This window comes from Sphingomonas sp. LR59 (genome assembly GCF_036855945.1).
Classification (GTDB): domain Bacteria; phylum Pseudomonadota; class Alphaproteobacteria; order Sphingomonadales; family Sphingomonadaceae; genus Sphingomonas.
On record NZ_JASPFL010000001.1, the window covers coordinates 1,812,273 to 1,832,671 of the forward strand.

Annotated in this window: 20 protein-coding genes, 1 tRNA gene and 2 pseudogenes; 9 read left to right on the forward strand and 14 right to left on the reverse strand. The window is 65.0% G+C overall.

Annotated features, from left to right (window positions below):
• The 7 genes and pseudogenes from QP164_RS08270 to QP164_RS08300 form a co-directional block, all read right to left on the reverse strand.
• On the reverse strand, positions 1 to 1,011 hold the full coding sequence (locus tag QP164_RS08270) for a hypothetical protein (protein ID WP_333922835.1): 1,011 nt from the start codon (positions 1,009 to 1,011) through the stop codon (positions 1 to 3).
• Entirely contained in the window at positions 971 to 1,633 is a 663-nt protein-coding gene (locus tag QP164_RS08275; RefSeq protein WP_333922836.1) for a hypothetical protein, read from the reverse strand. Before QP164_RS08275 ends, QP164_RS08270 begins: the two co-directional genes overlap by 41 nt.
• A complete protein-coding gene (locus QP164_RS08280; RefSeq protein ID WP_132896824.1) occupies positions 1,633 to 2,673 on the reverse strand; it encodes an AAA family ATPase in 1,041 nt (346 codons plus the stop codon). The genes QP164_RS08275 and QP164_RS08280 overlap by 1 nt, the downstream gene beginning before the upstream one ends.
• Positions 2,674 to 2,678: 5 nt before the next feature.
• Positions 2,679 to 4,202, reverse strand: a complete 1,524-nt coding sequence (locus tag QP164_RS08285) for an XrtA system polysaccharide chain length determinant (RefSeq protein WP_333922837.1) — start codon at positions 4,200 to 4,202, stop codon at positions 2,679 to 2,681.
• Between the two features lie 11 nt (positions 4,203 to 4,213).
• Complete coding sequence (locus QP164_RS08290) at positions 4,214 to 4,858, reverse strand: XrtA/PEP-CTERM system exopolysaccharide export protein (protein WP_132740128.1); 645 nt, start codon at positions 4,856 to 4,858, stop codon at positions 4,214 to 4,216.
• A 141-nt stretch (positions 4,859 to 4,999) separates the two neighbouring features.
• Positions 5,000 to 6,225, reverse strand: a pseudogene (locus tag QP164_RS08295) (pyridoxal-dependent decarboxylase, exosortase A system-associated).
• Positions 6,226 to 6,302: 77 nt separating this feature from the next.
• Positions 6,303 to 7,861: pseudogene (locus tag QP164_RS08300) on the reverse strand (acyl-CoA ligase (AMP-forming), exosortase A system-associated); the annotation flags it as partial.
• A gap of 93 nt (positions 7,862 to 7,954) precedes the next feature.
• Between QP164_RS08300 and QP164_RS08305 the strand changes: the two are divergent.
• From QP164_RS08305 to QP164_RS08320, 4 genes are read left to right on the forward strand one after another with little or no spacing between them, the layout of a single operon-like run.
• Positions 7,955 to 8,233, forward strand: coding sequence for an acyl carrier protein (locus QP164_RS08305; RefSeq protein ID WP_132740135.1), 279 nt, complete (start codon positions 7,955 to 7,957; stop codon positions 8,231 to 8,233).
• Positions 8,234 to 8,262: 29 nt separating this feature from the next.
• On the forward strand, positions 8,263 to 8,934 hold the full coding sequence (locus QP164_RS08310) for a hypothetical protein (RefSeq protein ID WP_333922838.1): 672 nt from the start codon (positions 8,263 to 8,265) through the stop codon (positions 8,932 to 8,934).
• Positions 8,922 to 9,437, forward strand: coding sequence for a hypothetical protein (locus QP164_RS08315; protein ID WP_333922839.1), 516 nt, complete (start codon positions 8,922 to 8,924; stop codon positions 9,435 to 9,437). The genes QP164_RS08310 and QP164_RS08315 overlap by 13 nt, the downstream gene beginning before the upstream one ends.
• Positions 9,434 to 9,697, forward strand: a complete 264-nt coding sequence (locus tag QP164_RS08320) for a hypothetical protein (protein WP_333922840.1) — start codon at positions 9,434 to 9,436, stop codon at positions 9,695 to 9,697. The genes QP164_RS08315 and QP164_RS08320 overlap by 4 nt, the downstream gene beginning before the upstream one ends.
• Before the next feature lie 115 nt (positions 9,698 to 9,812).
• On the opposite strand, the gene trxB is transcribed toward QP164_RS08320, so the two are convergent.
• Entirely contained in the window at positions 9,813 to 10,781 is a 969-nt protein-coding gene (gene trxB / locus QP164_RS08325) for a thioredoxin-disulfide reductase (protein WP_333922841.1), read from the reverse strand.
• A gap of 125 nt (positions 10,782 to 10,906) precedes the next feature.
• Between trxB and QP164_RS08330 the strand changes: the two genes are divergently transcribed.
• Genes QP164_RS08330 through fdhD form a run of 3 tightly spaced genes read left to right on the forward strand, consistent with a single transcriptional unit; the run spans position 10,907 to position 14,513 of the window.
• Positions 10,907 to 13,195, forward strand: a complete 2,289-nt coding sequence (locus QP164_RS08330) for an FdhF/YdeP family oxidoreductase (RefSeq protein ID WP_333922842.1) — start codon at positions 10,907 to 10,909, stop codon at positions 13,193 to 13,195.
• On the forward strand, positions 13,102 to 13,707 hold the full coding sequence (gene mobA, locus QP164_RS08335; RefSeq protein ID WP_333922843.1) for a molybdenum cofactor guanylyltransferase: 606 nt from the start codon (positions 13,102 to 13,104) through the stop codon (positions 13,705 to 13,707). Before QP164_RS08330 ends, mobA begins: the two co-directional genes overlap by 94 nt.
• Entirely contained in the window at positions 13,704 to 14,513 is an 810-nt protein-coding gene (gene fdhD / locus QP164_RS08340; protein ID WP_333922844.1) for a formate dehydrogenase accessory sulfurtransferase FdhD, read from the forward strand. Before mobA ends, fdhD begins: the two co-directional genes overlap by 4 nt.
• Here the strand turns inward: fdhD and QP164_RS08345 are convergent.
• The 4 genes from QP164_RS08345 to QP164_RS08360 form a co-directional block, all read right to left on the reverse strand.
• A tRNA-Met gene (locus tag QP164_RS08345) sits at positions 14,492 to 14,568 on the reverse strand. The two genes, fdhD and QP164_RS08345, sit on opposite strands and share 22 nt — an antisense overlap.
• Positions 14,569 to 14,634: 66 nt before the next feature.
• Entirely contained in the window at positions 14,635 to 15,150 is a 516-nt protein-coding gene (locus QP164_RS08350) for a 2'-5' RNA ligase family protein (protein ID WP_333922845.1), read from the reverse strand.
• Between the two features lie 2 nt (positions 15,151 to 15,152).
• Positions 15,153 to 17,051 (reverse strand): potassium transporter Kup, encoded by a 1,899-nt coding sequence (locus QP164_RS08355; RefSeq protein ID WP_435368364.1) that lies wholly within the window; start codon positions 17,049 to 17,051, stop codon positions 15,153 to 15,155.
• Positions 17,052 to 17,236: 185 nt separating this feature from the next.
• Positions 17,237 to 17,680, reverse strand: coding sequence for an Lrp/AsnC family transcriptional regulator (locus QP164_RS08360; protein WP_333922846.1), 444 nt, complete (start codon positions 17,678 to 17,680; stop codon positions 17,237 to 17,239).
• Positions 17,681 to 17,807: 127 nt separating this feature from the next.
• Here QP164_RS08360 and ald point away from each other — a divergent pair, with 127 nt between their 5' ends.
• Together ald and QP164_RS08370 are read left to right on the forward strand one after the other, a co-directional pair.
• On the forward strand, positions 17,808 to 18,914 hold the full coding sequence (gene ald, locus QP164_RS08365; protein ID WP_056048250.1) for an alanine dehydrogenase: 1,107 nt from the start codon (positions 17,808 to 17,810) through the stop codon (positions 18,912 to 18,914).
• Between the two features lie 51 nt (positions 18,915 to 18,965).
• Entirely contained in the window at positions 18,966 to 19,184 is a 219-nt protein-coding gene (locus tag QP164_RS08370; RefSeq protein ID WP_056058060.1) for a DUF3072 domain-containing protein, read from the forward strand.
• 72 nt (positions 19,185 to 19,256) lie between these two features.
• Here QP164_RS08370 and QP164_RS08375 read toward each other — a convergent pair whose 3' ends face one another.
• Together QP164_RS08375 and QP164_RS08380 are read right to left on the reverse strand one after the other, a co-directional pair.
• Entirely contained in the window at positions 19,257 to 19,940 is a 684-nt protein-coding gene (locus QP164_RS08375) for a tetratricopeptide repeat protein (protein ID WP_333922847.1), read from the reverse strand.
• A complete protein-coding gene (locus QP164_RS08380; RefSeq protein ID WP_333924213.1) occupies positions 19,940 to 20,323 on the reverse strand; it encodes a cytochrome c-type biogenesis protein in 384 nt (127 codons plus the stop codon). Before QP164_RS08380 ends, QP164_RS08375 begins: the two co-directional genes overlap by 1 nt.
• Between the last annotated feature and the right edge of the window lie 76 nt (positions 20,324 to 20,399).

Sequence of the window (20,399 nt, forward strand, 5' to 3'; positions counted from 1 at the left end):
TCAGAACTGATAACGCGCACCGATCAGCGCCTGCGCCGACCAGTCGCTGTCGAGGTCACCGACCTTGAAGCTGTAAAGTCCGAGCGACGCGGTGGTGCCGAGTCGTCCGAAATTGTGATAATAGGTGCCGGTGCCTCCATAGGACCAAACGTTGCTGTCGCCGGTGCTATCCTCGACGCCACTGTCATAGTAATTCGCGAACAGATCGGCGTTGATGCCCGATACCGGGGTCAACGACCGCGCGTAGAAGAGCTGCCCGTAATAGCTCTGGTCGTCGAGACCGCTGACGACGATGCCCGGCGAGAGTCTTGGCGCATAGAGCTTGCGGCTGGCATAGCCCAAGCCTGCGCCCCAGGTCGACCGGCCACGCGTCGCGATAAGCACGCCGTCGATCCCGCGGGCGCGGTAGCTCGACGTCGAGATCGACTGGAAAACGTCGTCGAGGCACGCCCCCGGCTGCGCGCCGCTGGAGCCGAACACACACCCGTTGAACTGCTGGCCAAAGCCCTGTTGCTGGCCCGAGACGAAGCTGGTCGGGAGATTGCTCAGGCCCGTGCGGAGCTGGCGACCAAAGGTCTGGACGCCGTCATAGACGTTGACCGCAAGACCGACCGACTGCGATGCCTGATAGGTGGCGGTACCGGTATAGCTGAGTGAGCCATAGCGCTTGCCGACATGCCCCTCGACCGACGTACGGCGGTTTGGCCGCCAGACCACGCCCGCATCGTAATAGATGCCGTCGGTCCGGTATGCGATCCGCCGCGGGGATGCGGCATTGGTCACGAACCGACCATCCTTGTCGAGAACAGGCGCGCCGGTCGCGTCGACCAACGCATCCTTCTGACTCGTCTCGATCTTCTCGTAACCGACCCCCGCGGTCAACGCGACGTAGGGAGAGATCGGTTGGAGCACGTCGCCACGACCGTAATAGCCTTCGTAGCGCTGCTTGAGCTGACTGGCGGTTTCACGGTCATAGGCGCCGCTCAGCGTGACGCCGAACGGCGCGATCATACCGGGCGCCACGGAGGCATTGGCGGTCGCCGTATGACCGATCGAGATCGTCGTAATAGTCGAGCCGCTGGCTCCCGATGCTCGTATCGGCGAAGGTCGGCGTCTCGACCTTGGTATAGCCTAGCCGGTAATTGGCGTTGAACGTGACGGGGCCGGCGGTGCCCGTAAAACTGGGGCCCGCATAGACGGCGTACAGTTGCGCGACGTTGTCGACATTGCCGACGAGCAAGCCAGGCGCCGCACCGCGGATATCCGACCGGGTGCGCGTGGCGATGCCACCCGCTTCGATCGTCAGGTTGCGGTTCAGCTTCGCGTCGACGCGCGCGAGACCCGAATGGATGTCATTATCGCCGACATCGCCGTTCCATGCGAACCGGCGCTCATAGCGATAGCTGACTTGCCCAGCCACACGCGGCGTGGCGATCGCTGCGTCGATGCCCGCCGCGAGACTGGTATAGGTCAGCGTGTCGCCGCCGCTCAGATCGGCGTCGAGGATCTGGCTTGCCTCGATATACGGCGTGATGGTGACCCGGCGCGTGTCCTGCGCGGCGGCTGGCATGGCAAGCGCTGCGAGCGTCACCGCACCGCCGGCCCATGCGAGGCTGCGAGTTGCGTGACGCATCATTGGACATTGTCCTGACCGTAGTAACTGCCGAACCGCGCGCCGCCTTGAACGAACGATACAGCGTTGAGAACGAGCTGAATATGCTCGCATCCGTCGAGGATATTGACCGCAGCACGGAGCTCGCTCTCGGGGGTGCGATCGGCGCGGACGACCAGCATTACCTGCCCGACGCGCATCGCCAGCACCGAGGCTGCCGAGGCGGCGAGTGCGGGCGGCGAATCGATGATGATGATCCGGCGTGGATTGGCGGCGAGCAGCCGCGTGATCACCGCCCGGGTACGCGCGCTGGCAAGCAGCTCGGTATCCATCGCCGTTTTCGTGCCGGCCGGCAGGATCGCTAGATGCGGCACGTCGGTATGGATCACGAGATCCTCGACGTCGATCCGCGCATCGCCGAGCGCATCGAGCAAACCGGGACTATCCGCCAACCCGAGTTGATTGACGATGTCCGGCTTGGCGACATCGGCATCGACGAGCAGCACTTCGGTATCGCGCTCGGCCGCAATCGAAAGCGCAAGGTTGATTGCGCAGAACGTCTTGCCGTCTTCGGGCCGGGCCGAACAGACAAGAATCATCCGCGCCTTGTCGGGGCTGTCGCTCTCGGCGATGCGCGCGCTGGCGATCAGCAACTGGCGCTTGATCAGGCGGAACTCCTCGGCCAACGGGCCAACCGGAGCGCCGGGCACGATCATGCCATTCGCCGCCAACATCCCGCGGTCGATCCGCGCAGTGTCGTCCGGCTCCTCCGGGTAATAGACGTCGTCGGCAAATTCATCGCCGACCGGCGCGCGGAGCGCCTCGGGGATCGCCAGGAATGTGGACTCGGTGACATCGAGCGGACGCGCCGCAACATCTGGTTTAACAACAGGCGCTGCAGGTTCAACGACGGGCGCTACAGCCGCTGGCACTTCAGCTGGCTCGGGCGTAATCGGCGCGTCCGCCCCAATGTTGCGAGCACGCGCGTGTGCGTTGAAGTCATACACTTTGGCTGCGCGCTCAAGCAGCGAGGGTTCGCGATCAGGTTTCGTCACGGTCATACCCTTCAGGCCGCCAAACCGCGCTGGAGAATCTCGACCCCCAGCAGCAGCACATAGGCGGCACCCAATGCAGCGGTGCCGCCCAGGAACATCTTGTACCTACGGCGGCGATGATTCGATTGCACGCGCGTAACGACTTCGCTGATCGAGCCGATGACCGGCATCCCCGCCACATTCTCAAGTCGGTTGCTGGTCGCGAACGTCGCGCGCAACTGGCCCATCGCAAACGCCGCACCGATCCCGGCGGCCAGCCCCGCCACCAAAACGCCCGTCAGCAGCAGCATACGGTTGGGTGCGCTCGGCGTGCTCGGCATCGTCGGCGGGTCGATCACGCTGAACTTCACATGATCGCTCTGCGACTGCGCCTGGCCGATGATCGCGGTCTGCTCGCGCTGTTTCAGCAGCGCATCATACTGATCCTTGAGTACCTGATAATCGCGATCGATCGCGCCTTGCTCGGCGGCGACTTCGGGATCGCCGGTCAGCTTCGAGTTCAGCAGGTCGAGATCGCCCTGCAACTGGCTGCGGCGCATCCGCAACGACGCCACCGTCGCCGTACGATCCGCGACCATCGACTGGAGCGAGGCGTAAAGCGGGTTCTGCGCACTACCCGCGCCGCTGCCGCCCGAAAGAGGTTCGCTGCGCGCGGCCGCCGTTGCCGCCGCAAGCTGGCTCCTGAGCGCAATGACGTCGGGATGATTTTCAGTATAGCCGCGCGCACGGGCGTCGGCGAGCTGGCCCTGGATCGCCTGAAGACGGGCACGCGCAGGACCCGCTGCACCTGCGATACCGCCTGCACCCGGCACGGTCGCCGGGGTTCCCGCCATCTGCCCCTGCACTGCCGACAGGCTCGATTGCGCCGCGGCCAGATCGCCATCGACCTGAGACATCTGCGAGCGCGCGGCACTGATCCGGTCGCTGACAGACCCGGTCCCCGGCAGGCTACCAAGATAGCGATTCTGAAAATCCGCGCGCTTGGCCTCGGCATCCGCGAGCTGCTTCTGACGCGCCGCGAGTTGCTGGTCCAGAAACGTCAGGCTCTGCGACGTCTTGGAGCGATCGCCGGCGAGATTCTGTTCGACGAACAGGTCGATCAGCTTCTGCGTGATCTGGCGTGCGAGCTTGGGACTGGAGGCGCTGGTCGTAATCTGAAAGACGTTATCCTGCTGCGACAGGATCTTGATGTTCGGCGCCAGGCTCGCAACCCGGTCCGCGACGTCGCGGTCGCTCGACACGGTGTTCGCCAGATCGGTGCCACGGACGACCTTTTCGAGGTTCACCGCGGAGATCAGCGTGGTGCGGATCGTGTCGACGGTCATCGGCACGGTCTGCGGTACGCCATCCATTCCCGCGGGCAGGATCGTCTGCATCTGGACGAACACGCGCGCAGTCGATTCGTAACGGCTCGGGATCTGCGACACGATCAGCCAGCCGAGCACGCACACGCCCCAGGCTACCGCGAGCGCCAGCCAACGCCGCGTCCAGATCGTGTGGAGTGCGATGCGCACCTCGTCATAGATCCCGTTCATCTGGGCGTGCCTCAGAACATCGATTCGGGAATGATGATCACGTCGCCTGGCTCGAGCTGAACGTTCGCCGACGAATCGCCCTTCTTGAGCAGATTGCCGATCTGCAACGCGAACTCGGTCTGCTTGCCTGTGGTGCGATCGTACCGCACCAGCCGCGCCTTGTTCCCTGCGGCATATTGGCTGAGGCCACCCACCGCGATCATCGCGTCGAGCAACGTCATGTTGGCGCGATAGGGGATCGAGGCAGGCTTTTCGGTCGCGCCGACGATGCGGACCTGTTGGCTATAGGTCCCGCTGAAATTCTCGACGATCACCGATACGATCGGGTCCTTGATATAGGACCCGAGTGCCTTCTTGATGTCGTCGCTGAGCATCGCAGGCGTCTTGCCAACGGCGGGCATATCGTTGATCAACGGGGTCGTGATCCGACCGTCGGGACGGACCTGGACCTTCGACGACAGTTCGGGATTGCGCCAGACGAAGATGTTGAGCTGATCGAGCGGCCCGATGACATATTCCTCGCCCGGCAACTCCTGGTTCGCAACGAACGGCGCGGGCGGCAATGCGGGACGCGTCGACGTCGTCGCGCACGCACTCAGCGTGGTTGCGGCGAGGCCGATGGTCATCACTGTCTTAGAAACGGATCCGGAACGCATGGGCACTTTTCTCCTGGCGCCACACCGGCCACCGGACATCCGGCGAACGGCTAAACTCAGCCTCGGCTATGCAAGGAACAGGTGAAGATAGCGTTAGGAGCGCCCCGTAACCATGCACGCCCGCGACGTCGGCAGTCGGGGTTATGGACCAGTAACGATCTCGATGGCCGGTGGATGCCCGAGGAACGCGACAGGACTGGCGCTGGCGCCATAGGCACCGGCCATGAAGATCGCGATCAGATCGCCAACCTCGGCTCGCGGAAGACCGATCTTGTCGCCGAGGCGGTCGAGCGGGGTGCAGAGCGGGCCGACGACGGAGACGGTTTCGGTCGGGACCTCGCCCATCCGCGCGGTGGCCGCGATCGGGTAATTGCGGCGGACGACGGTGCCGAAATTGCCGCTGGCGGCGAGCTGGTGGTTGAGTCCGCCATCGACGATGACGAAGGTCTCACCCTGGCTCTGCTTAACGTCGACGACCCGAGTGAGGTAGACGCCCGCTTCGGCGACGAGCCAGCGGCCAAGTTCGATCGCGAACCGGGTTCCGTCGAGGATCGCCGGGCGCGATGCGAGCGCTTCGGCCAGCGCCTCGCCGATGCGCTCGACATCGAGTGCCACGTCGCCCGCGAAATACGGCACGCCGAAGCCACCGCCCAGATTGACGAGCGGTGGTGCGACGCCGACCTCATCCGCCAAGCGCGCGGCGAGCGCGATCGTCGCGACCTGCGTCTCGATGATCGCAGCCGGATCGAGTGCCTGGCTGCCGGCGTAGATGTGGAAGCCGCGCCAGTCCGCTCCCGCTGCGATGATCGCCTTGACCAAGGCCGACGCGCGCACCGCGTCGACCCCGAACGGCGACGCGCGACCACCCATCCGCATCCCCGAGCCGCGCAGTTCGATATCGGGGTTCACGCGCACTGCCATCCGCGGCGTCCGCCCGAGCCGATCGCCGATCGCGAATGCCCGTGCTGCCTCGCCCTCCGATTCGACGTTGAGCGTCGCGCCGGCGGTGATCGCGGCCGAGAGCTCGTCGTCGCGCTTGCCGGGGCCGGCAAAGCTGATCGACGCGGCAGGTTTGACGACCAGCGCCTTGGCGAGTTCGCCCGACGAGGCGACGTCGAGCCCATCGACCAGCGGCGCAATCGCGGTCAGCAAATCGGCATGCGGGTTCGCCTTGATCGCATAATGCAGATCGATCGCCGGCATCGCCGCTCGGAACCGGGCGATTCGGGCGGCGATGATCGCCATGTCGTAGACGAACAGCGGCGTGTCGCCGGCCTGCGCGACCCAATCGTCAGCCGACCGGCCGCCGATCTTTAACGCACCGTCTTGCCGCGCAAACTCCGGGGAAGAGCACCCATCGGTTTCATGATGCGCGCCCCTCCTTGTTCCCCAGCGAAGACGGGGCGCCAGACTGGCCCCCCGCGTTAGCGACGGAACATGCTCTTACCTCCGACGCGATGGCAGACCTGTCCAGCTTCCCATTGGCATTGCGCGGTAGTTCATCCCGCCAGAGATACAGACCGGGCTGCATGAAACTCGGCAGCGTGGTCCGCAGTCGCGTGCGCAAACCCGCCTCCCCAGCCGCATCGCCCGCCAGCATTACCGCGATCGCCTGCCCCAACCGCTCGTCCGCCACGCCGACCGCAACCGCCTCGCGCGCCTCGCCGCCGGCCAGAACCGCCTCCTCGACCTCGAGCGGGCTGATCCGGTTCCCCGCACTCTTGATCATCTCGTCATCGCGCCCGACGAACCGCAACAGCCCGTCCTCGCCCTCGACCACGGTATCCCCCGACCACACCGCCATGCCCTCGCCGTCCGGCGCAGGGCGAAACCGCTGCGCCGTCCGCTCAGGGTCCTGCCAATAGCCGTGCGCAACGAGCGGCCCCGAATGCACCAGCTCCCCGGCCTCGCCCGGCGCGGCGCGCGTTCCGTCGGGCTTCACCACCGAAACCTCGGCAAACGGAATCGCCCGCCCCATCGCATCCGGCTTAGAATCGATCAGCGCAGGATCGAGATAGGTCGACCGGAACGCCTCGGTGAGCCCATACATCGCGTACACGTCGGCAGCCGGAAACCGCTCGCGAAGCCCGCGCACCAGCCGCGGCGTCAATGCGCCTCCCGAGTTGGTCAGCCGCTTCAACCGCGCCGCGGTCTCTGCCGGCCATTCCGCTTCGAGCAATTGCACCCACAGCGGGGGCACCCCGGCGAGCGTCGTCGCCTCGACCCGCTCGACCGCCTTCACGACGTCGCGCGCGACCAGATAGTCGAGGGGCGCCACCGAAGCGCCTGCGATCCAGGTCGAGAAGAGCTGGTTCTGGCCATAGTCGAACGACAGCGGGAGCACGCCGAGCACGCGGTCGTACGGCTCCAGCTTCAGAAAATGTGCGACCGAGACCGCGCCAAGCCACAGGTTGGCATGGCTGAGCATCACACCCTTTGGCCGGCCGGTGGACCCCGATGTGTAGAGAATCGCGGCGAGGCTGTCGGAATCGGCATCCGAAGGCCCCATCTTCTCGCCGTTCCCCCACGAAGGCGGGGGCCCAGGAGTCACGGGCGTTGCGCTTTGTAACCCTGGCCCCCGCCTTCGCGGGGGAACGGAAGAAGGTCGCTCTCTTCTACAACAACGCACCCGTCCGGAACATCGTCACTCTCCAGCGTCCCGGCCCGCGACCCCTGAGTCACCAGCAACCGAGCGCCACTATCGCCCAGAATATGCGCGACCTGCGCCCGCCGCAGCAACGGATTGACCGGCACATGCACCAGCGCAGCGCGCGCCGCCGCCAGCGGCATCAGGCAGGCAGTGCGCGTCTTCGGCAACCACGTCGCTACCCGATCGCCCGCCGCAAGACCCCTGCCCGCAAGCCACCCCGCCAACTCGGCCACGCGTGTCTCAAGCTCGGCAAAGGTCATCGTCCCGGCCTTGTCGATCAGCGCCACGTCCTCCGCGGCACCGCGCAAGGCGACATGGTCGATAGGGTACGGAATGGGGTCGAGCGCGATCATCCACCCCCAATAGCGCCAAGCCTCATAAGCGCGAACCCGTTGCCGAATTCACCCCCACACGCTAGCGCACCCCGGTTCGTAACGGTTCAGGCGATGCTCGTGATCTTCGAAGGTACTTCCCAAGTCGAAACGACGGTCCGCGCCGTCCTCGCCGACATCCTCGGCCTCAGCGCCGACCGAGTCGCCACGTTCACCGCCGACACCCCGCTGTTCGGTGCGCTACCCGAACTCGATTCGATGGCGGTGGCCAGCGTGCTGACCGAGCTCGAGGATCGGCTCGGTATCCTGATCGAAGACGACGAGATCGACGGCGAGATGCTCGAAACGTTCGGCGCGCTCGTTCAGTTCGCCGCGGGCAAGGCGCTGGTCTGAACCTAATAGGGGGTCTAGCCTCCAGCAGGATGACCAGCCTCCGCTTCGACACCTACGACTGGCCCGGCGGCCGCGAAGCGATGCTGCGGTTCGGGCCCGATACCGGCCCGATCGTCATCGCCGCGCTCCCCCTGTTCGAGGAGGCGAACCGGACGCGACAGTTCACCTGCACCATCCTGCGCACGCTCGCGGATCACGGCATCGGCAGCCTGCTGCCCGACTTCCCCGGCACCGGCGAAAGTGTCGTAACAACTCTTGATGCGAAACTGTCCGAGCAGCGCCGAGCCTATCGCGCGCTAACACAACAGCTTGGCGTCTATAGCTACGCTCTTTCGATAAGAAGCGGCGCGCTGCTCGATACCGACGCCGACCTCGCCGGCCGCTGGCACCTCGCCCCCCACACTGGCTCGGATCTCGTCCGCGACCTCGAACGCACGCGCGCCGCAGCGGGTAAATCCCGTCAGGAAGGCGAGTACGCCGGCAACCGCCTATCCCCCGAGATGCTTGCCGAACTGCAGGATGCCGTGCCGTTTGAGGGCGGACGATACCGGATCGTACGCCTGGACACCGATCCCCGTGCGGCCGATGCGACCTACGCCGGTGCAGCGCTCTGGCGCCGGTCCGAACCAAGCAACGATATCGCCCTGGCACAGCAACTTGCAGTCGATATCTCGCACTGGATCATATTATGCGAAGGCTGATCGGGTTCGCTTGCGAGGGCGAATCGCTCGCTGCTACGCTGGACAAAGCCCCCGGCACCACCGGACTTCTCATAGTATCCGGCGGCAACGAAATCCGCAGCGGCGCACACCGCGGGATGGCGATGCTCGCCCAAAACCTAGCCGCCACCGGCACGCCCGTATTCCGCTACGACCGCCGCGGTGTCGGTGATTCGACCGGGGACAACGGCGGGTATCTCACCGCCGAGCCCGACCTTATCGCCGCCGCAGCCATGTTCCGAGCGCAAGCCCCGCACATCACCCGCATGATCGGCTTCGGCAATTGCGACGCCGCCAGTACGCTCGCGCTGTTCGGACGATCTGCGGGAATCGACCGGATCATCCTCGCCAACCCCTGGGTGATCGAACCGACCGACGACCTGCCCCCCGCCGCCGCGATCCGCGCCCGCTATGCCGAGCGATTGCGCGATCCCCGATCCTGGTATCGAATGATCCGGGGGAGATCGATCTGCGCAAACTGGTGAACGGCGTCAGGAAACTCTCGCGCCCGAAGCTGGCAGACGGGGACGCGCTGGCGGCGCGGGTTTGCGGTGCGATCGACGATTGGGGCGACCGGGCTGTCGTTTTGCTCGCGGCGCGCGATGCCACGGCGTTGGCGTTTGCTGCGCGGTATCGTGGCGGGGCGCGGGTGACGCGGTTCGACACGGCGTCGCACAGCTTTGCCGGGGTCGAGAATGCCGCCGCGCTGTACGGCAAGATCTTCACGGAGATCGCCGGACAATAGCAATTTCTTCATCCTGACAAACGTCAGGATCCAGGGTTACAGGCGATTGCGCCCTTGGCTCTGGGTCCTGACTTTCGTCAGGATGACGGGGGAGGACAACAGGGGCGCGCGAACTTTATTCGGCGGCTTCGGCAAGCTCCGCAAACTCGGCCGCCGCCAGGAAGCGCTCGGCGTCCAGCGCCGCCATGCAGCCCGTGCCCGCCGCGGTCACCGCCTGCCGATACACCTTGTCCGCCACGTCGCCGCACGCGAACACACCCTCGACGCTGGTCCGCGTCGAGCCGGTCTCGACCGAGATGTACCCGTCCGAATCGAGATCGATGTGGCCGCGGAACAGCTCCGTCGCCGGGTGATGCCCGATAGCCACGAACCCGCCATCGACCGCGAGCCGCGAGCGCTCGCCGGTGACCGTGTCCTCGAGCTCAAGCGCGACCAGGCCCGCGTTTCCGCCGCCGTCGACGAACTCACGAACCTCCTTGTTCCACAGCACCGTCACACCCTTGTGCGCGAACAGGCGCTCCTGGAGAATCTTCTCCGAACGGAGCAGATCGCGGCGGTGGATCAGTGTCACGTCGGGCGAATGGTTGGTTAGGTACAGCGCCTCCTCGACCGCGGTGTTGCCGCCGCCGATCACGGCCACCTTCTTGCCCCGGTAGAAGAAGCCGTCGCAGGTCGCACACGCGCTGACGCCCTTGCCCTTCATTGGCTCCTCGCTGTCGATGCCGAGCCACTTCGCCTGCGCGCCGGTCGCGATTACCAGCGTGTCGCCCTCGTACACGTCGCCGCTGTCGCCGATCAGGCGGAACGGGCGGCTGGTCAGATCGACCTGCGTGATCGTGTCCCACATCATCCGCGTGCCGACATGCTCGGCCTGCGCCTGCATCTGCTCCATCAGCCACGGGCCCTGGATCACGTCCTTGAAGCCGGGATAGTTCTCGACATCGGTCGTCGTCGTAAGCTGGCCGCCGGGCTGAATGCCTTGCACGACGATCGGCGCCATCCCGGCACGCGCGCCATAGATCGCGGCCGAGAGCCCGGCGGGGCCCGAGCCGAGGATAAGCATGCGGGTCGTGTGCGTCGTCATCGTGATTCCTTGGAGATTCGAATGGCATCTAGGCGATCGGAGCCCGGATTTGAACCGCCGGTAAATCTGTGCCGCCTGCATCGAAAGCTTTGCCGCTTCGTTAGAGGTCAAAAGCGGAGATGAGCATGAGCGACGACCGGACCGTAGAGATCGAAGACTACACCGCACCAGCAGGCGGCTGGGGCTCGATGAAGTCGCTGGTCGAGATTTCGGCGCGCGAGAAGGTTGGGCCGGAGGTGATTCGCGAGCTCGCGCGCCAGAACAAGCCCGACGGGTTTGCTTGCGTCAGCTGCGCATGGGGCAAGCCCGCGCATCCGCATGTCGCCGAGTTCTGCGAGAATGGTGCGAAGGCGACCGCATGGGAACTGACCTCGTTCCGCGTCACGCCGGCGTTTTTCGAACAGCATACGGTCAGCGAACTGATCGGCTGGAAGGATTACGATCTCGAACAGGCCGGCCGTCTGACGCATCCCCTGAAGTATGATGCGACCACCGACAAATATACGGCATGTAGCTGGGACGAGGCATTCGCGGGTATCGGCGCCAAGCTGAAGACCTATGATCCGACCAAGGTAATCTTCTATGCCTCGGGCCGCGCCAGCCTCGAGACGTCGTACATGTATAGCCTGCTCGCGCGGATGTATGGCAGTCAGAACCTGCCCGATAGCTCGAACATGTGCCACGAGACGACGTCGGTTGGGCTCAAGTCGGCGATCGGTTCGGCGGTCGGCACGATCCATCTCTCCGATTACGAGAAGTGCGACGCGATCTTCTACTTCGGGCAGAACCCCGGCGTGAACTCGCCGCGGTTCCTGCATCCCCTGCGTGACTGTGCGAAGCGCGGCGTCGAGATCGTCGTGTTCAATCCACTCAAGGAACGCGGGCTGGAGAAATTCCAGGACCCGCAGAACCCGATCGAGATGGTGACGGGCAAGTCGACGCCGATCGCCTCGCAATACCACCAGTTGAAGACCGGCGGCGACGTCGGCGCGATCATGGGGATGTGCAAATACCTGATCGAGGCCGACGATAACGCCAAACGGATCAACGGCCTGCCGGTGCTCGACCACGCGTTCCTCGCCGAGCACACGACCGGATTCGAGGCATTCGCCGATGTCGCACGCGCGACCGAGTGGGCGACGATCGAGCATGAGAGCGGCCTGCCGCGGACCGAGATCGAGGCGGCGGCGAAGGTCTATGCCAAGTCGAAGGCGGTCATCGCGGTCTACGGCATGGGGCTGACGCAGCATGTCGGCGGGATCGACAACGTCCACATGGTCGTCAATCTGATGCTGCTGCGTGGCAACATCGGCAAGCCCGGTGCGGGGATGGGTCCGGTCCGCGGTCACTCGAACGTGCAGGGCCAGCGCACCGTCGGGATTACGGAAAAGCCCGAGCTCGCCCCGCTCGACAAGCTGGCCGAGCAATATGGGTTCGAGCCGCCGCGCGAGAAGGGCTGGGATACGGTTGAGGCGTGCGAGGCGGTGCTCGACGGCAGTGCGCAAGCGTTCGTCGGTCTTGGCGGCAATTTCGTCCGCGCGATCCCCGATCATGCGCGGATGGAGCCCAAGTGGCGCGCGCTGGACCTGACCGTGCATATCGCGACCAAGCTGAACCGCTCGCACCTGTTGCCCGGCGAGACGTCGTACCTGCTCCCCTGCCTCGGCCGGATCGAGACCGATATGCAGGGCACCGGGCCGCAGAGCGTGTCGATCGAAGATTCGTTCAGCCAGATCTATGGCTCAAAGGGCAAGGCGACGCCCGCTGCGGAAACGCTGCTGTCCGAGCCGGCAATCGTCGCAGGGATCGCCAAGGCGACGCTCGCACCCAATCCGAAGCTCGATTGGGATGCGTGGGTGCGCGATTATGCGCGCGTCCGCGATGCGATCGAGGTGACGTATCCAGAGCTGTTCAAGAACTTCAACGACCAGATGTTCACGCCTGGCGGCTTCTGGAAGGGCGTCCCGGCCGCACATCGCGAATGGAAGACCGAGAGCGGCAAGGCGGAAATCAACATTCCACAGGCGCTGAACGTCACCGGATTCGAGGAGGCGGAGGGTCGCTTCCGCCTGATGACGCTCCGCTCGAACGACCAGTTCAACACGACCGTTTATGGTTATCACGACCGCTTCCGCGGCGTGAAGGGCACGCGCGACATCGTGTTCATGAACCGCAGCGACATGATCCGGATGGGGATTACCGACGGCGACGACGTCGATCTGGTCGGCGATGCCGGCGGCAATTCGGACCGTCGCCTGAACAAGCTGCGCGTGGTCGAATATTCGATCCCCGAGGGTTGCCTGGGCGCGTATTACCCGGAGTGCAATCTGCTCATGCCGGTTGCTCACCATGCTCGCGAAAGCCATGTGCCCGCTGCGAAATCGGTGCCGGTGCGGATCGAGAAGACGCGCTGACCCAACCGCATGTTCTTGGTGTCGTCCTGGCAGGCGGGCGATCGTCGCGGTTCGGGTCGGACAAGGCGCGCGCGATGTTCGACGGTCGCGCGCTCGCCGAACATGCGCGGGAACTGCTGTTGCATCATGTCGAGCGGGCGGTGATTGTTGGGCCGGACGGCGCGATACCCGACCTGCCCTGCCCCGGGCTTGGTCCGCTCGGCGGTATCGCCGGCGCGCTCCAATACGCCAAGGGGCTTGGGTTCACGTCGATCCTGACGATCGCCTGCGACATGCCGCGGCTGCCGCGCGGGCTGCTCGACGCACTGTTGCGACGGGCGCCCGCCTATTGCCCCGAAGCCCCCGTGCTAGGCCATTGGGAAACCGCGTCGACCACCGCGCTGATCGCGCATATTGCGGCATCGCAGAGACGGTCGGTGTGTGGCTGGGCCGAGGCGATCGGCGCGCTGCCGATCCCGGCTGGCGGACCGATCGTCAACATCAACACCCCGGAAGACCTCGCCCTCCTATGACGTCCCGTATCCAGTCGATCAAAATCCTCCGTCCCGAATCCATCACCACCGGCGAGCGCGCGATCGCGATCGAGGTGCCCGTAGCGATCGAGATCGACGGGCTCGGCTATGCGGTGATGATGATGACCCCGGCCGACCTTGCCGAGTTCACCACCGGCTTCCTGCTGACCGAGCGGCTCGCCGACAGCGCCGACGACGTTCGCGACATCGATATCTTCGAGGCAGAGGCGGGCTGGATCGTTCGCGTCGGGCTGTCCGAGCGCTGTAGAGGCCGCATTCACGACCGCGTCCGCCACCGGACCAGCGATACGAGCTGTGGGCTCTGCGGAATCTCCGGGCTCGAGCAACTGCGCAAACCGGTGCCCAGAACGCCGCCAAGGCCCGCCACGCCCGTCTCCGCGCTGTTCGCCGCCTTGGCCGGGTTACGCGCCCATCAGCCGCTCAACGCCGCTACAGGGGCAATTCATGCGGCCGCAGCCTGTGATCGCTCAGGAAAGGTCATCGCGGCCTATGAAGACGTCGGTCGCCACAACGCGCTCGACAAGCTGGTCGGCGGACTGGCGATCGCTGCGCAGCCCGTCGACGGCTTCATCCTGGTCACGTCGCGGATCAGCTTCGAGATGGTCGACAAGGCGCTGATCGCCGGCGCGCCGATGCTGGTGGGTATCTCCGCCCCGACCAGCCTGGCGATCGACCACGCCCGCGAACATGGGCTGACATTGCTAGCGCTCGCTCGCAGCGACGCGATCCTGGTGGTCAACGACCCGTGGAATGTATTTGAAAATGGTAGCGAAGGAGGGACTTGAACCCCCGACCCCAGGATTATGATTCCCGTGCTCTAACCAACTGAGCTACTTCGCCGTACCGTCCGTCAGGGAAGCATTCTTCCCTGCGAGGCGCGGCCTATAGGAAGCGGTTTCCGGACGGTCAAGCGAACATGTGCCGGGAAATCGCTTCCCAGGGTCCGCCACGATACCACCACGCGCCCAGACCGGCTATTTCGACGTCCTTCGGGGTGAAATCGCGCTGCAGATTGCCGAGCAAAAGCTTGGCTACCTGCGGGCTGACCTTATTCTGGATCGTGACGTGCGGACGCCAGCCGCCAGCGTCCTGCGGCGTCAGCATGCCGATGAACGCGTCAGCGAGGCGCTCCCGGATGCCGACGAGCTCGGGGGACTCAATCCGGTAGGCGACACCGCGACCAAGCGACATCAGGCCGCCGACGCGCGCCTGCGGGGAGCGAATGCCGCGCGTTTCTTGGTTCAGGCGGTGCTTGAGCTCGTCGAGCCCCGAGGGCGGCAGATGGTGGAACAGCGTCAGATGCGCATCGAGCTGGTTGCGCTCGGGCGGAAAATGTTCGCGGCGCATCGAGTCGAAGAACGCGGTGTCCTGGCGACCGAACAAGGCGGTGACGATGATCGGGGCTGGCAGCGTATCCGTCATGATCAGATCTCGATCTGGCTACCGAGCTCGACCACACGGTTGGTTGGCAGGCGGAAGAACTCCATCGCGCTTTCCGCATTGCGAAGCATCCACGCGAACAGTTTTTCGCGCCAGATCATCATGCCGGGCTTGTCCGACGCGAGCAGCGTCTGCCGCGACAGGAAGAAGCTGGTGTCCATCATCTTGAAGTCCGCACCGCAATTATGGACCTGCCGCAGCGCCGCAGGCACGTCGGCATCCTCCATGAAGCCATAGCGCAGCACGAGCCGGTGGAAGCCGCTGCCAAGCTCCTCGCGCACCGCACGGTCGTTGGCGGGCCAATAGGGCTGACTGACGATCTTGACGGTCAGCAGGATGACGCGCTCGTGGAGCACCTTATTGTGCTTGAGGTTGTGGAGCAGCGCATGTGGCACGCCGTCCGCGGTGGAGGTCATGAACACCGCGGTCCCTGGCACGCGCGACGCCGAGCTGGCGGCCGAGCCGATGAACACCTTTATCGGCATCGCCGCCTCGTGCATCCGGTCGATCATCAGTTGCCGCCCCTTCGACCATGTCGTCAGGAAGGTGAAGATGATGAAGCCGACCAGCAGCGGGAACCAGCCGCCGGCGGGCACCTTGGTGAGGTTCGCCGCGAAATAGGCGCCGTCGACTGTAAAGAAGATCGCCAGCAGCGGGATCGCCGCGATCTTCGGCCAGTTCCACAGGCGGAACAGCACGACGCCGAGCAGGCACGTGTCGATGAACATCGCTCCCGTGACCGCGATCCCATACGCGCTCGTCAGGTTCGACGAGGTGCGGAAGAACAGCACGAGCAGGATCACCATCACCATCAGCGCGCCGTTAACGAGCGGGATGTAGATCTGGCCGGCGGTCGAGGCGCTGGTGTGCTCGATCCGCAGGCGCGGGATGAAGCCGAGCTGGATCGCCTGCTGCGTCACCGAGAACGCGCCGGAGATGACCGCCTGCGACGCGATCACGGCGGCCATCGTCGCGAGGATGACGAGCGGGAGCTGGAGGCTTTCGGGGGCCAGGTTGTAGAACGGGCTGACCAGCGCCTCGCGGCCGTCGCGGAACAGCAGCGCCCCCTGCCCCATATAGTTGAGGATCAGCGCGGGGAGCACGAAGAACAGCCACGACAGGCCGATCGGCTTGCGGCCGAAATGCCCCATGTCCGCGTACAGCGCCTCGGCGCCGGTGACCGCGAGGACGACCGAGCCGAGTGCCAGGAAGGCCCGCTCGGGGTCGATGATGAAGAACTCGACCGCATAGTGCGGCGACAATGCCCAGAGCACCTCGGGTGTCTGCACGATGCTGAGGATGCCGAGCACCGCGATGACGCTGAAATACACCAGCATGATCGGTCCGAACACGAGGCCGATGCGCGCGGTCCCGCTCTTCTGCACCCAGAACAGGCCGATCAGGATGACGATCACGATCGGCAGCACCAGGCCGCCGAATGCGGGCGCGGCGACGGCGAGACCCTCGACCGCGGACAGCACCGACACCGCGGGCGTGATCATGCTGTCGCCGTAGAACAGCGCCGTCGCGAACACGCCGAGCAGGATGATGCCCTTGCTCCAGCGCTTCGTCTTGGTCTTGCCCGAGACCAAAGCGAGCAGCGCCAAACTGCCGCCTTCGCCCTTGTTGTCGGCGCGCATGATGATGATGACGTACTTGACCGTCACGACGATCATCATCGACCAGAACATCAGGCTGATGACGCCCATGATGTGCGCCGCGTCGAGCGCGAGCTTGTGGTGGCCGGCGAAGGTCTCGCGGAAGGCGTAGAGCGGGCTGGTGCCGATATCGCCGAAGACGATGCCGATCGCACCGAAGGCGAGCTTCAGCATGCCGTCGGAGTTGTGATGCCCCGTCTCGAGATCGAGATTGGCGGGTGGCACGGTCGAAGCCGCGGCGGTCTGATCGACGCTCACTGGACGGTGAATCGACCCGGAAGTGCAGCAATCTTCATCGAATTTCCGATTTCACCCTGTGCCCCAAGCGCGCGCATTTAGCATGCGGGGTAGAGGGCGGCAACGGCGAGGCGGTTAGCGTGGATTAACTGGGTCAGAATGGACGCGCCTGATCAGCCGCGAGTAACGACCTCGCGGATGACGAAATGCGACGCCAGTCGCGTCACGCCCGGCAGTTGCGAGAGCGTTTCGCGGTGGATGCGCTCAAACGTCTCGCCGTCGCGGATCTCGACGTGGAGCATGTAATCCGCCTCCCCGCTCATCAGGAAGCATTGCACGACCTGCGGACACTCGACGATTACCGCCTCGAACGCGGCCATCGTCTCCTTGCGCTGATCCCGCAGCGTCACGTTGACGAGAACGATGCTGGGATCGCCGCGCGCTGCCTGCGACAACACCGCACGGTAACCGACGATCGCGCCGCTCTCCCGAAGCTGTGCGACCCGGCGATGCGCGGCGCTCGCTGACAAACCAACCGCGTCGCCAAGCTCGGCGCTGGTCAGATCGGAATTGGCGGCGAGCAGGTCCAGAATCCTGCGTTCGATCGTGGCGCTCAAGATTATCCCGTTTCGAGGGCAAAGGATGCAATCATCTTGCAGATGCGGTATCGCACCGCGACCAGTTTGCGAACCCTTCCCGTCCAAGGCGCGCTAGTATGGCGCAAACGATAATGGAGTGGAATCAATGCGCGTCGGTGTCCCCAAGGAAATCAAGAACCACGAATATCGCGTCGGCCTGACCCCGCCATCGGTCGCCGAACTGGTCGCCGCCGGTCACGAGGTCGTCGTCGAGACGCAGGCCGGATCGGGCATCGATTTCGAGGACCAGGACTATGTCGACGCAGGCGCGACGATCCTGCCGACCGCCGCCGCCGTGTTCGCCGGCGCCGACATGATCGTGAAGGTCAAGGAGCCACAGCCGAGCGAGATCGCGATGCTCGAACCGCGCCATTTGCTGTTCACCTACCTTCACCTCGCCGCGGACAAGCCGCAGGCCGAGGGGCTGATGAAGTCCGGCGCGACCTGCATCGCGTACGAGACCGTCACCGACAACCGTCGCGGGCTGCCGTTGCTCAAGCCGATGTCGGAAGTCGCGGGCCGCATGTCGGTACAGGTCGGCGCGCATTATCTCGAGAAGGAGCAGGGCGGACGCGGCGTGCTGCTCGGCGGTGTCCCCGGCGTTGCCCCCGCGAAGGTCGCGATCCTCGGCGGCGGCGTGTCGGGCGTCAACGCCGCGCAGATGGCGGTCGGCATGCGCGCCGACGTGACGATCTACGACATCTCGAATGATCGCCTTGCCGAACTCGACATGTTCTTCTCCAGCCAGATCAAGACGGCGTATGCGTCGAAGGCTGCGATCGCCGCGGCAGTGAAAAACGCGCATCTGGTGATCGGCGCCGTGCTGGTACCGGGCGCCGCTGCGCCCAAGCTCGTCACGCGCGAAATGCTCAAGACGATGAAGCGCGGTTCGGTGCTGGTCGACATCGCGATCGACCAGGGCGGGTGCTTCGAGACGTCACATGCCACGACGCACGAAGATCCGGTGTTCGAGGTCGATGGCGTGATCCATTACTGCGTCGCCAACATGCCGGGCGCGGTCGCGCGCACCTCCGCGTTCGCGCTCAACAATGCGACGTTGCCGTTCGCGTTGAAGCTCGCAAATCTCGGCGCCGAGGCGGCGATGAAGGCCGACCCGCACCTCGCCAACGGGCTGAACGTCTACAAGGGCAAGATCGCGTACAAGGCGGTCGCCGATGATCTAGGTTTACCGTACGAAGCTTGGGCAGGCTGACTCGGGAACGGATACGGAACAGGGGTGTTGGACAAGGGAAAGGAATTTCCAATGTCCGACACCCCGAACCCCAAGTCCGAACCGTTCTCGAACGCCGAGAAGGACCCGGACGACTGGACCACCGGCGACGAGAAGATGACCGGTGCACAGGCAAGCTACCTCAAGACGCTGTCCGAGGAAGCGCATGAGGAATTCGACGAGACGCTGACCAAGGCGGATGCGTCGAAGAAAATCGACGAATTGCAGTCGAAGACCGGCCGCGGGCAGTAAGTCCTCCTTACCGTCACCTCTACTCCCGTCATCCTGACGAAAGTCAGGATCCAGAGCCAAATAGATTAACGTTCATGGCTCTGGATCCTGGGTTAAGCCCAGGATGACGGGACTATTTTGGCCCGCGGTCGGCACGTCCTGCAGAGCCAGGAATCGATCCAGCAACGCAAGCCGAGTGGCAATTTCGCCCCGGTACGAAATATCCGCCGGCGTCAGCGCCAACGCCTTAGCCCAATACCGCCGAGCCGTCGCGAACTCTCCCGCCCTCACATACGCCAACCCCAGGAAGAACGGCGGCGCAGGATGCTTCGGCGCCAATCGCATCGCCTGCTGGAACGCAAACAGCGCGGGCGGCGAAACCTGGTTCGCATCATGTGCGGCGAGCGCATTGGCGAGGCCAGTCCACAACACCACGCTCTTCGGCGCGACCCGTATCCCACCAAGCAGCACCTGAACAGCAGCACGACGCTCGCCGATCCGCGTCATCGCGTCCGCCGCGACCAGATACGCCGCCGCACCTGTATACCGCTCCAGCATCTGGTCGCGCAGCTCGAGCATCGCGCCATCGTCGGGCGTCGGCGCAAGTCCGCTCGACGCGCTATGGCCGGCAAGCCCCGGCCGCCCCTGCCACGCATACCCCGCCGCGCCGAGCATCAGTGCCGCCGCGACCATCGTCCAAAGAATTCGGTTGACCTTCAATATCGCGAGCAGCGCAAACGCCCCCGCCCCGATCGCGGCCAGCCACACATATCCCATCAGCGTGTCCTCCGCCGGAAGCTCGACCGCGCAATCCAGGCGCCAATTGCCAACAGCAGGACAGGCGCGAACCACAACGGCCATGTCAGCCCGGACAAGGGCGGATCATAGGTCACGTAATCGCCGTAGCGCGACACCAGCCAATCACGGATTGAAGCCGGCTTCTCGCCGCGCTCGATCCTTTCGCGGACGAGCGCGCGCATGTCGGCGGCCATGTCGGCATCGCTGTCGGCGATCGACTGGCCCTGGCAGACGAGGCAGCGCAGCGTTTCCATGAGCGCGCGGGCGGAGGCTTCCTTGGCAGGGTCGGCGAGCTGGACGTTGGCATAACGGGCCGGCGGCGTGACCCGCTGGGCCGCGGCTGGCGCGATGCAGAGCAACAGCGCTGCCAGAACCTCCCCTCCCGCTCGCGGGAGGGGTCGGGGAGGGCATGACGCGAACGCGTAGCTGGTGACCGGC

Coding starts and splice junctions, on each gene's coding strand:
- QP164_RS08330 (WP_333922842.1), top strand. CDS start 10,907: ATGAGCGACGACCGGACCGTAGAGATCGAAGACTACACCGCACCAGCA.
- QP164_RS08310 (WP_333922838.1), top strand. CDS start 8,263: ATGACCAGCCTCCGCTTCGACACCTACGACTGGCCCGGCGGCCGCGAA.
- QP164_RS08280 (WP_132896824.1), bottom strand. CDS start 2,673: ATGACCGTGACGAAACCTGATCGCGAACCCTCGCTGCTTGAGCGCGCA.
- QP164_RS08285 (WP_333922837.1), bottom strand. CDS start 4,202: ATGAACGGGATCTATGACGAGGTGCGCATCGCACTCCACACGATCTGG.
- trxB (WP_333922841.1), bottom strand. CDS start 10,781: ATGACGACGCACACGACCCGCATGCTTATCCTCGGCTCGGGCCCCGCC.
- QP164_RS08270 (WP_333922835.1), bottom strand. CDS start 1,011: ATGATCGCGCCGTTCGGCGTCACGCTGAGCGGCGCCTATGACCGTGAA.
- QP164_RS08290 (WP_132740128.1), bottom strand. CDS start 4,858: ATGCGTTCCGGATCCGTTTCTAAGACAGTGATGACCATCGGCCTCGCC.
- fdhD (WP_333922844.1), top strand. CDS start 13,704: ATGACGTCCCGTATCCAGTCGATCAAAATCCTCCGTCCCGAATCCATC.
- QP164_RS08305 (WP_132740135.1), top strand. CDS start 7,955: ATGCTCGTGATCTTCGAAGGTACTTCCCAAGTCGAAACGACGGTCCGC.
- QP164_RS08350 (WP_333922845.1), bottom strand. CDS start 15,150: ATGACGGATACGCTGCCAGCCCCGATCATCGTCACCGCCTTGTTCGGT.
- QP164_RS08315 (WP_333922839.1), top strand. CDS start 8,922: ATGCGAAGGCTGATCGGGTTCGCTTGCGAGGGCGAATCGCTCGCTGCT.
- QP164_RS08375 (WP_333922847.1), bottom strand. CDS start 19,940: ATGGGATATGTGTGGCTGGCCGCGATCGGGGCGGGGGCGTTTGCGCTG.
- QP164_RS08370 (WP_056058060.1), top strand. CDS start 18,966: ATGTCCGACACCCCGAACCCCAAGTCCGAACCGTTCTCGAACGCCGAG.
- ald (WP_056048250.1), top strand. CDS start 17,808: ATGCGCGTCGGTGTCCCCAAGGAAATCAAGAACCACGAATATCGCGTC.
- QP164_RS08275 (WP_333922836.1), bottom strand. CDS start 1,633: ATGCGTCACGCAACTCGCAGCCTCGCATGGGCCGGCGGTGCGGTGACG.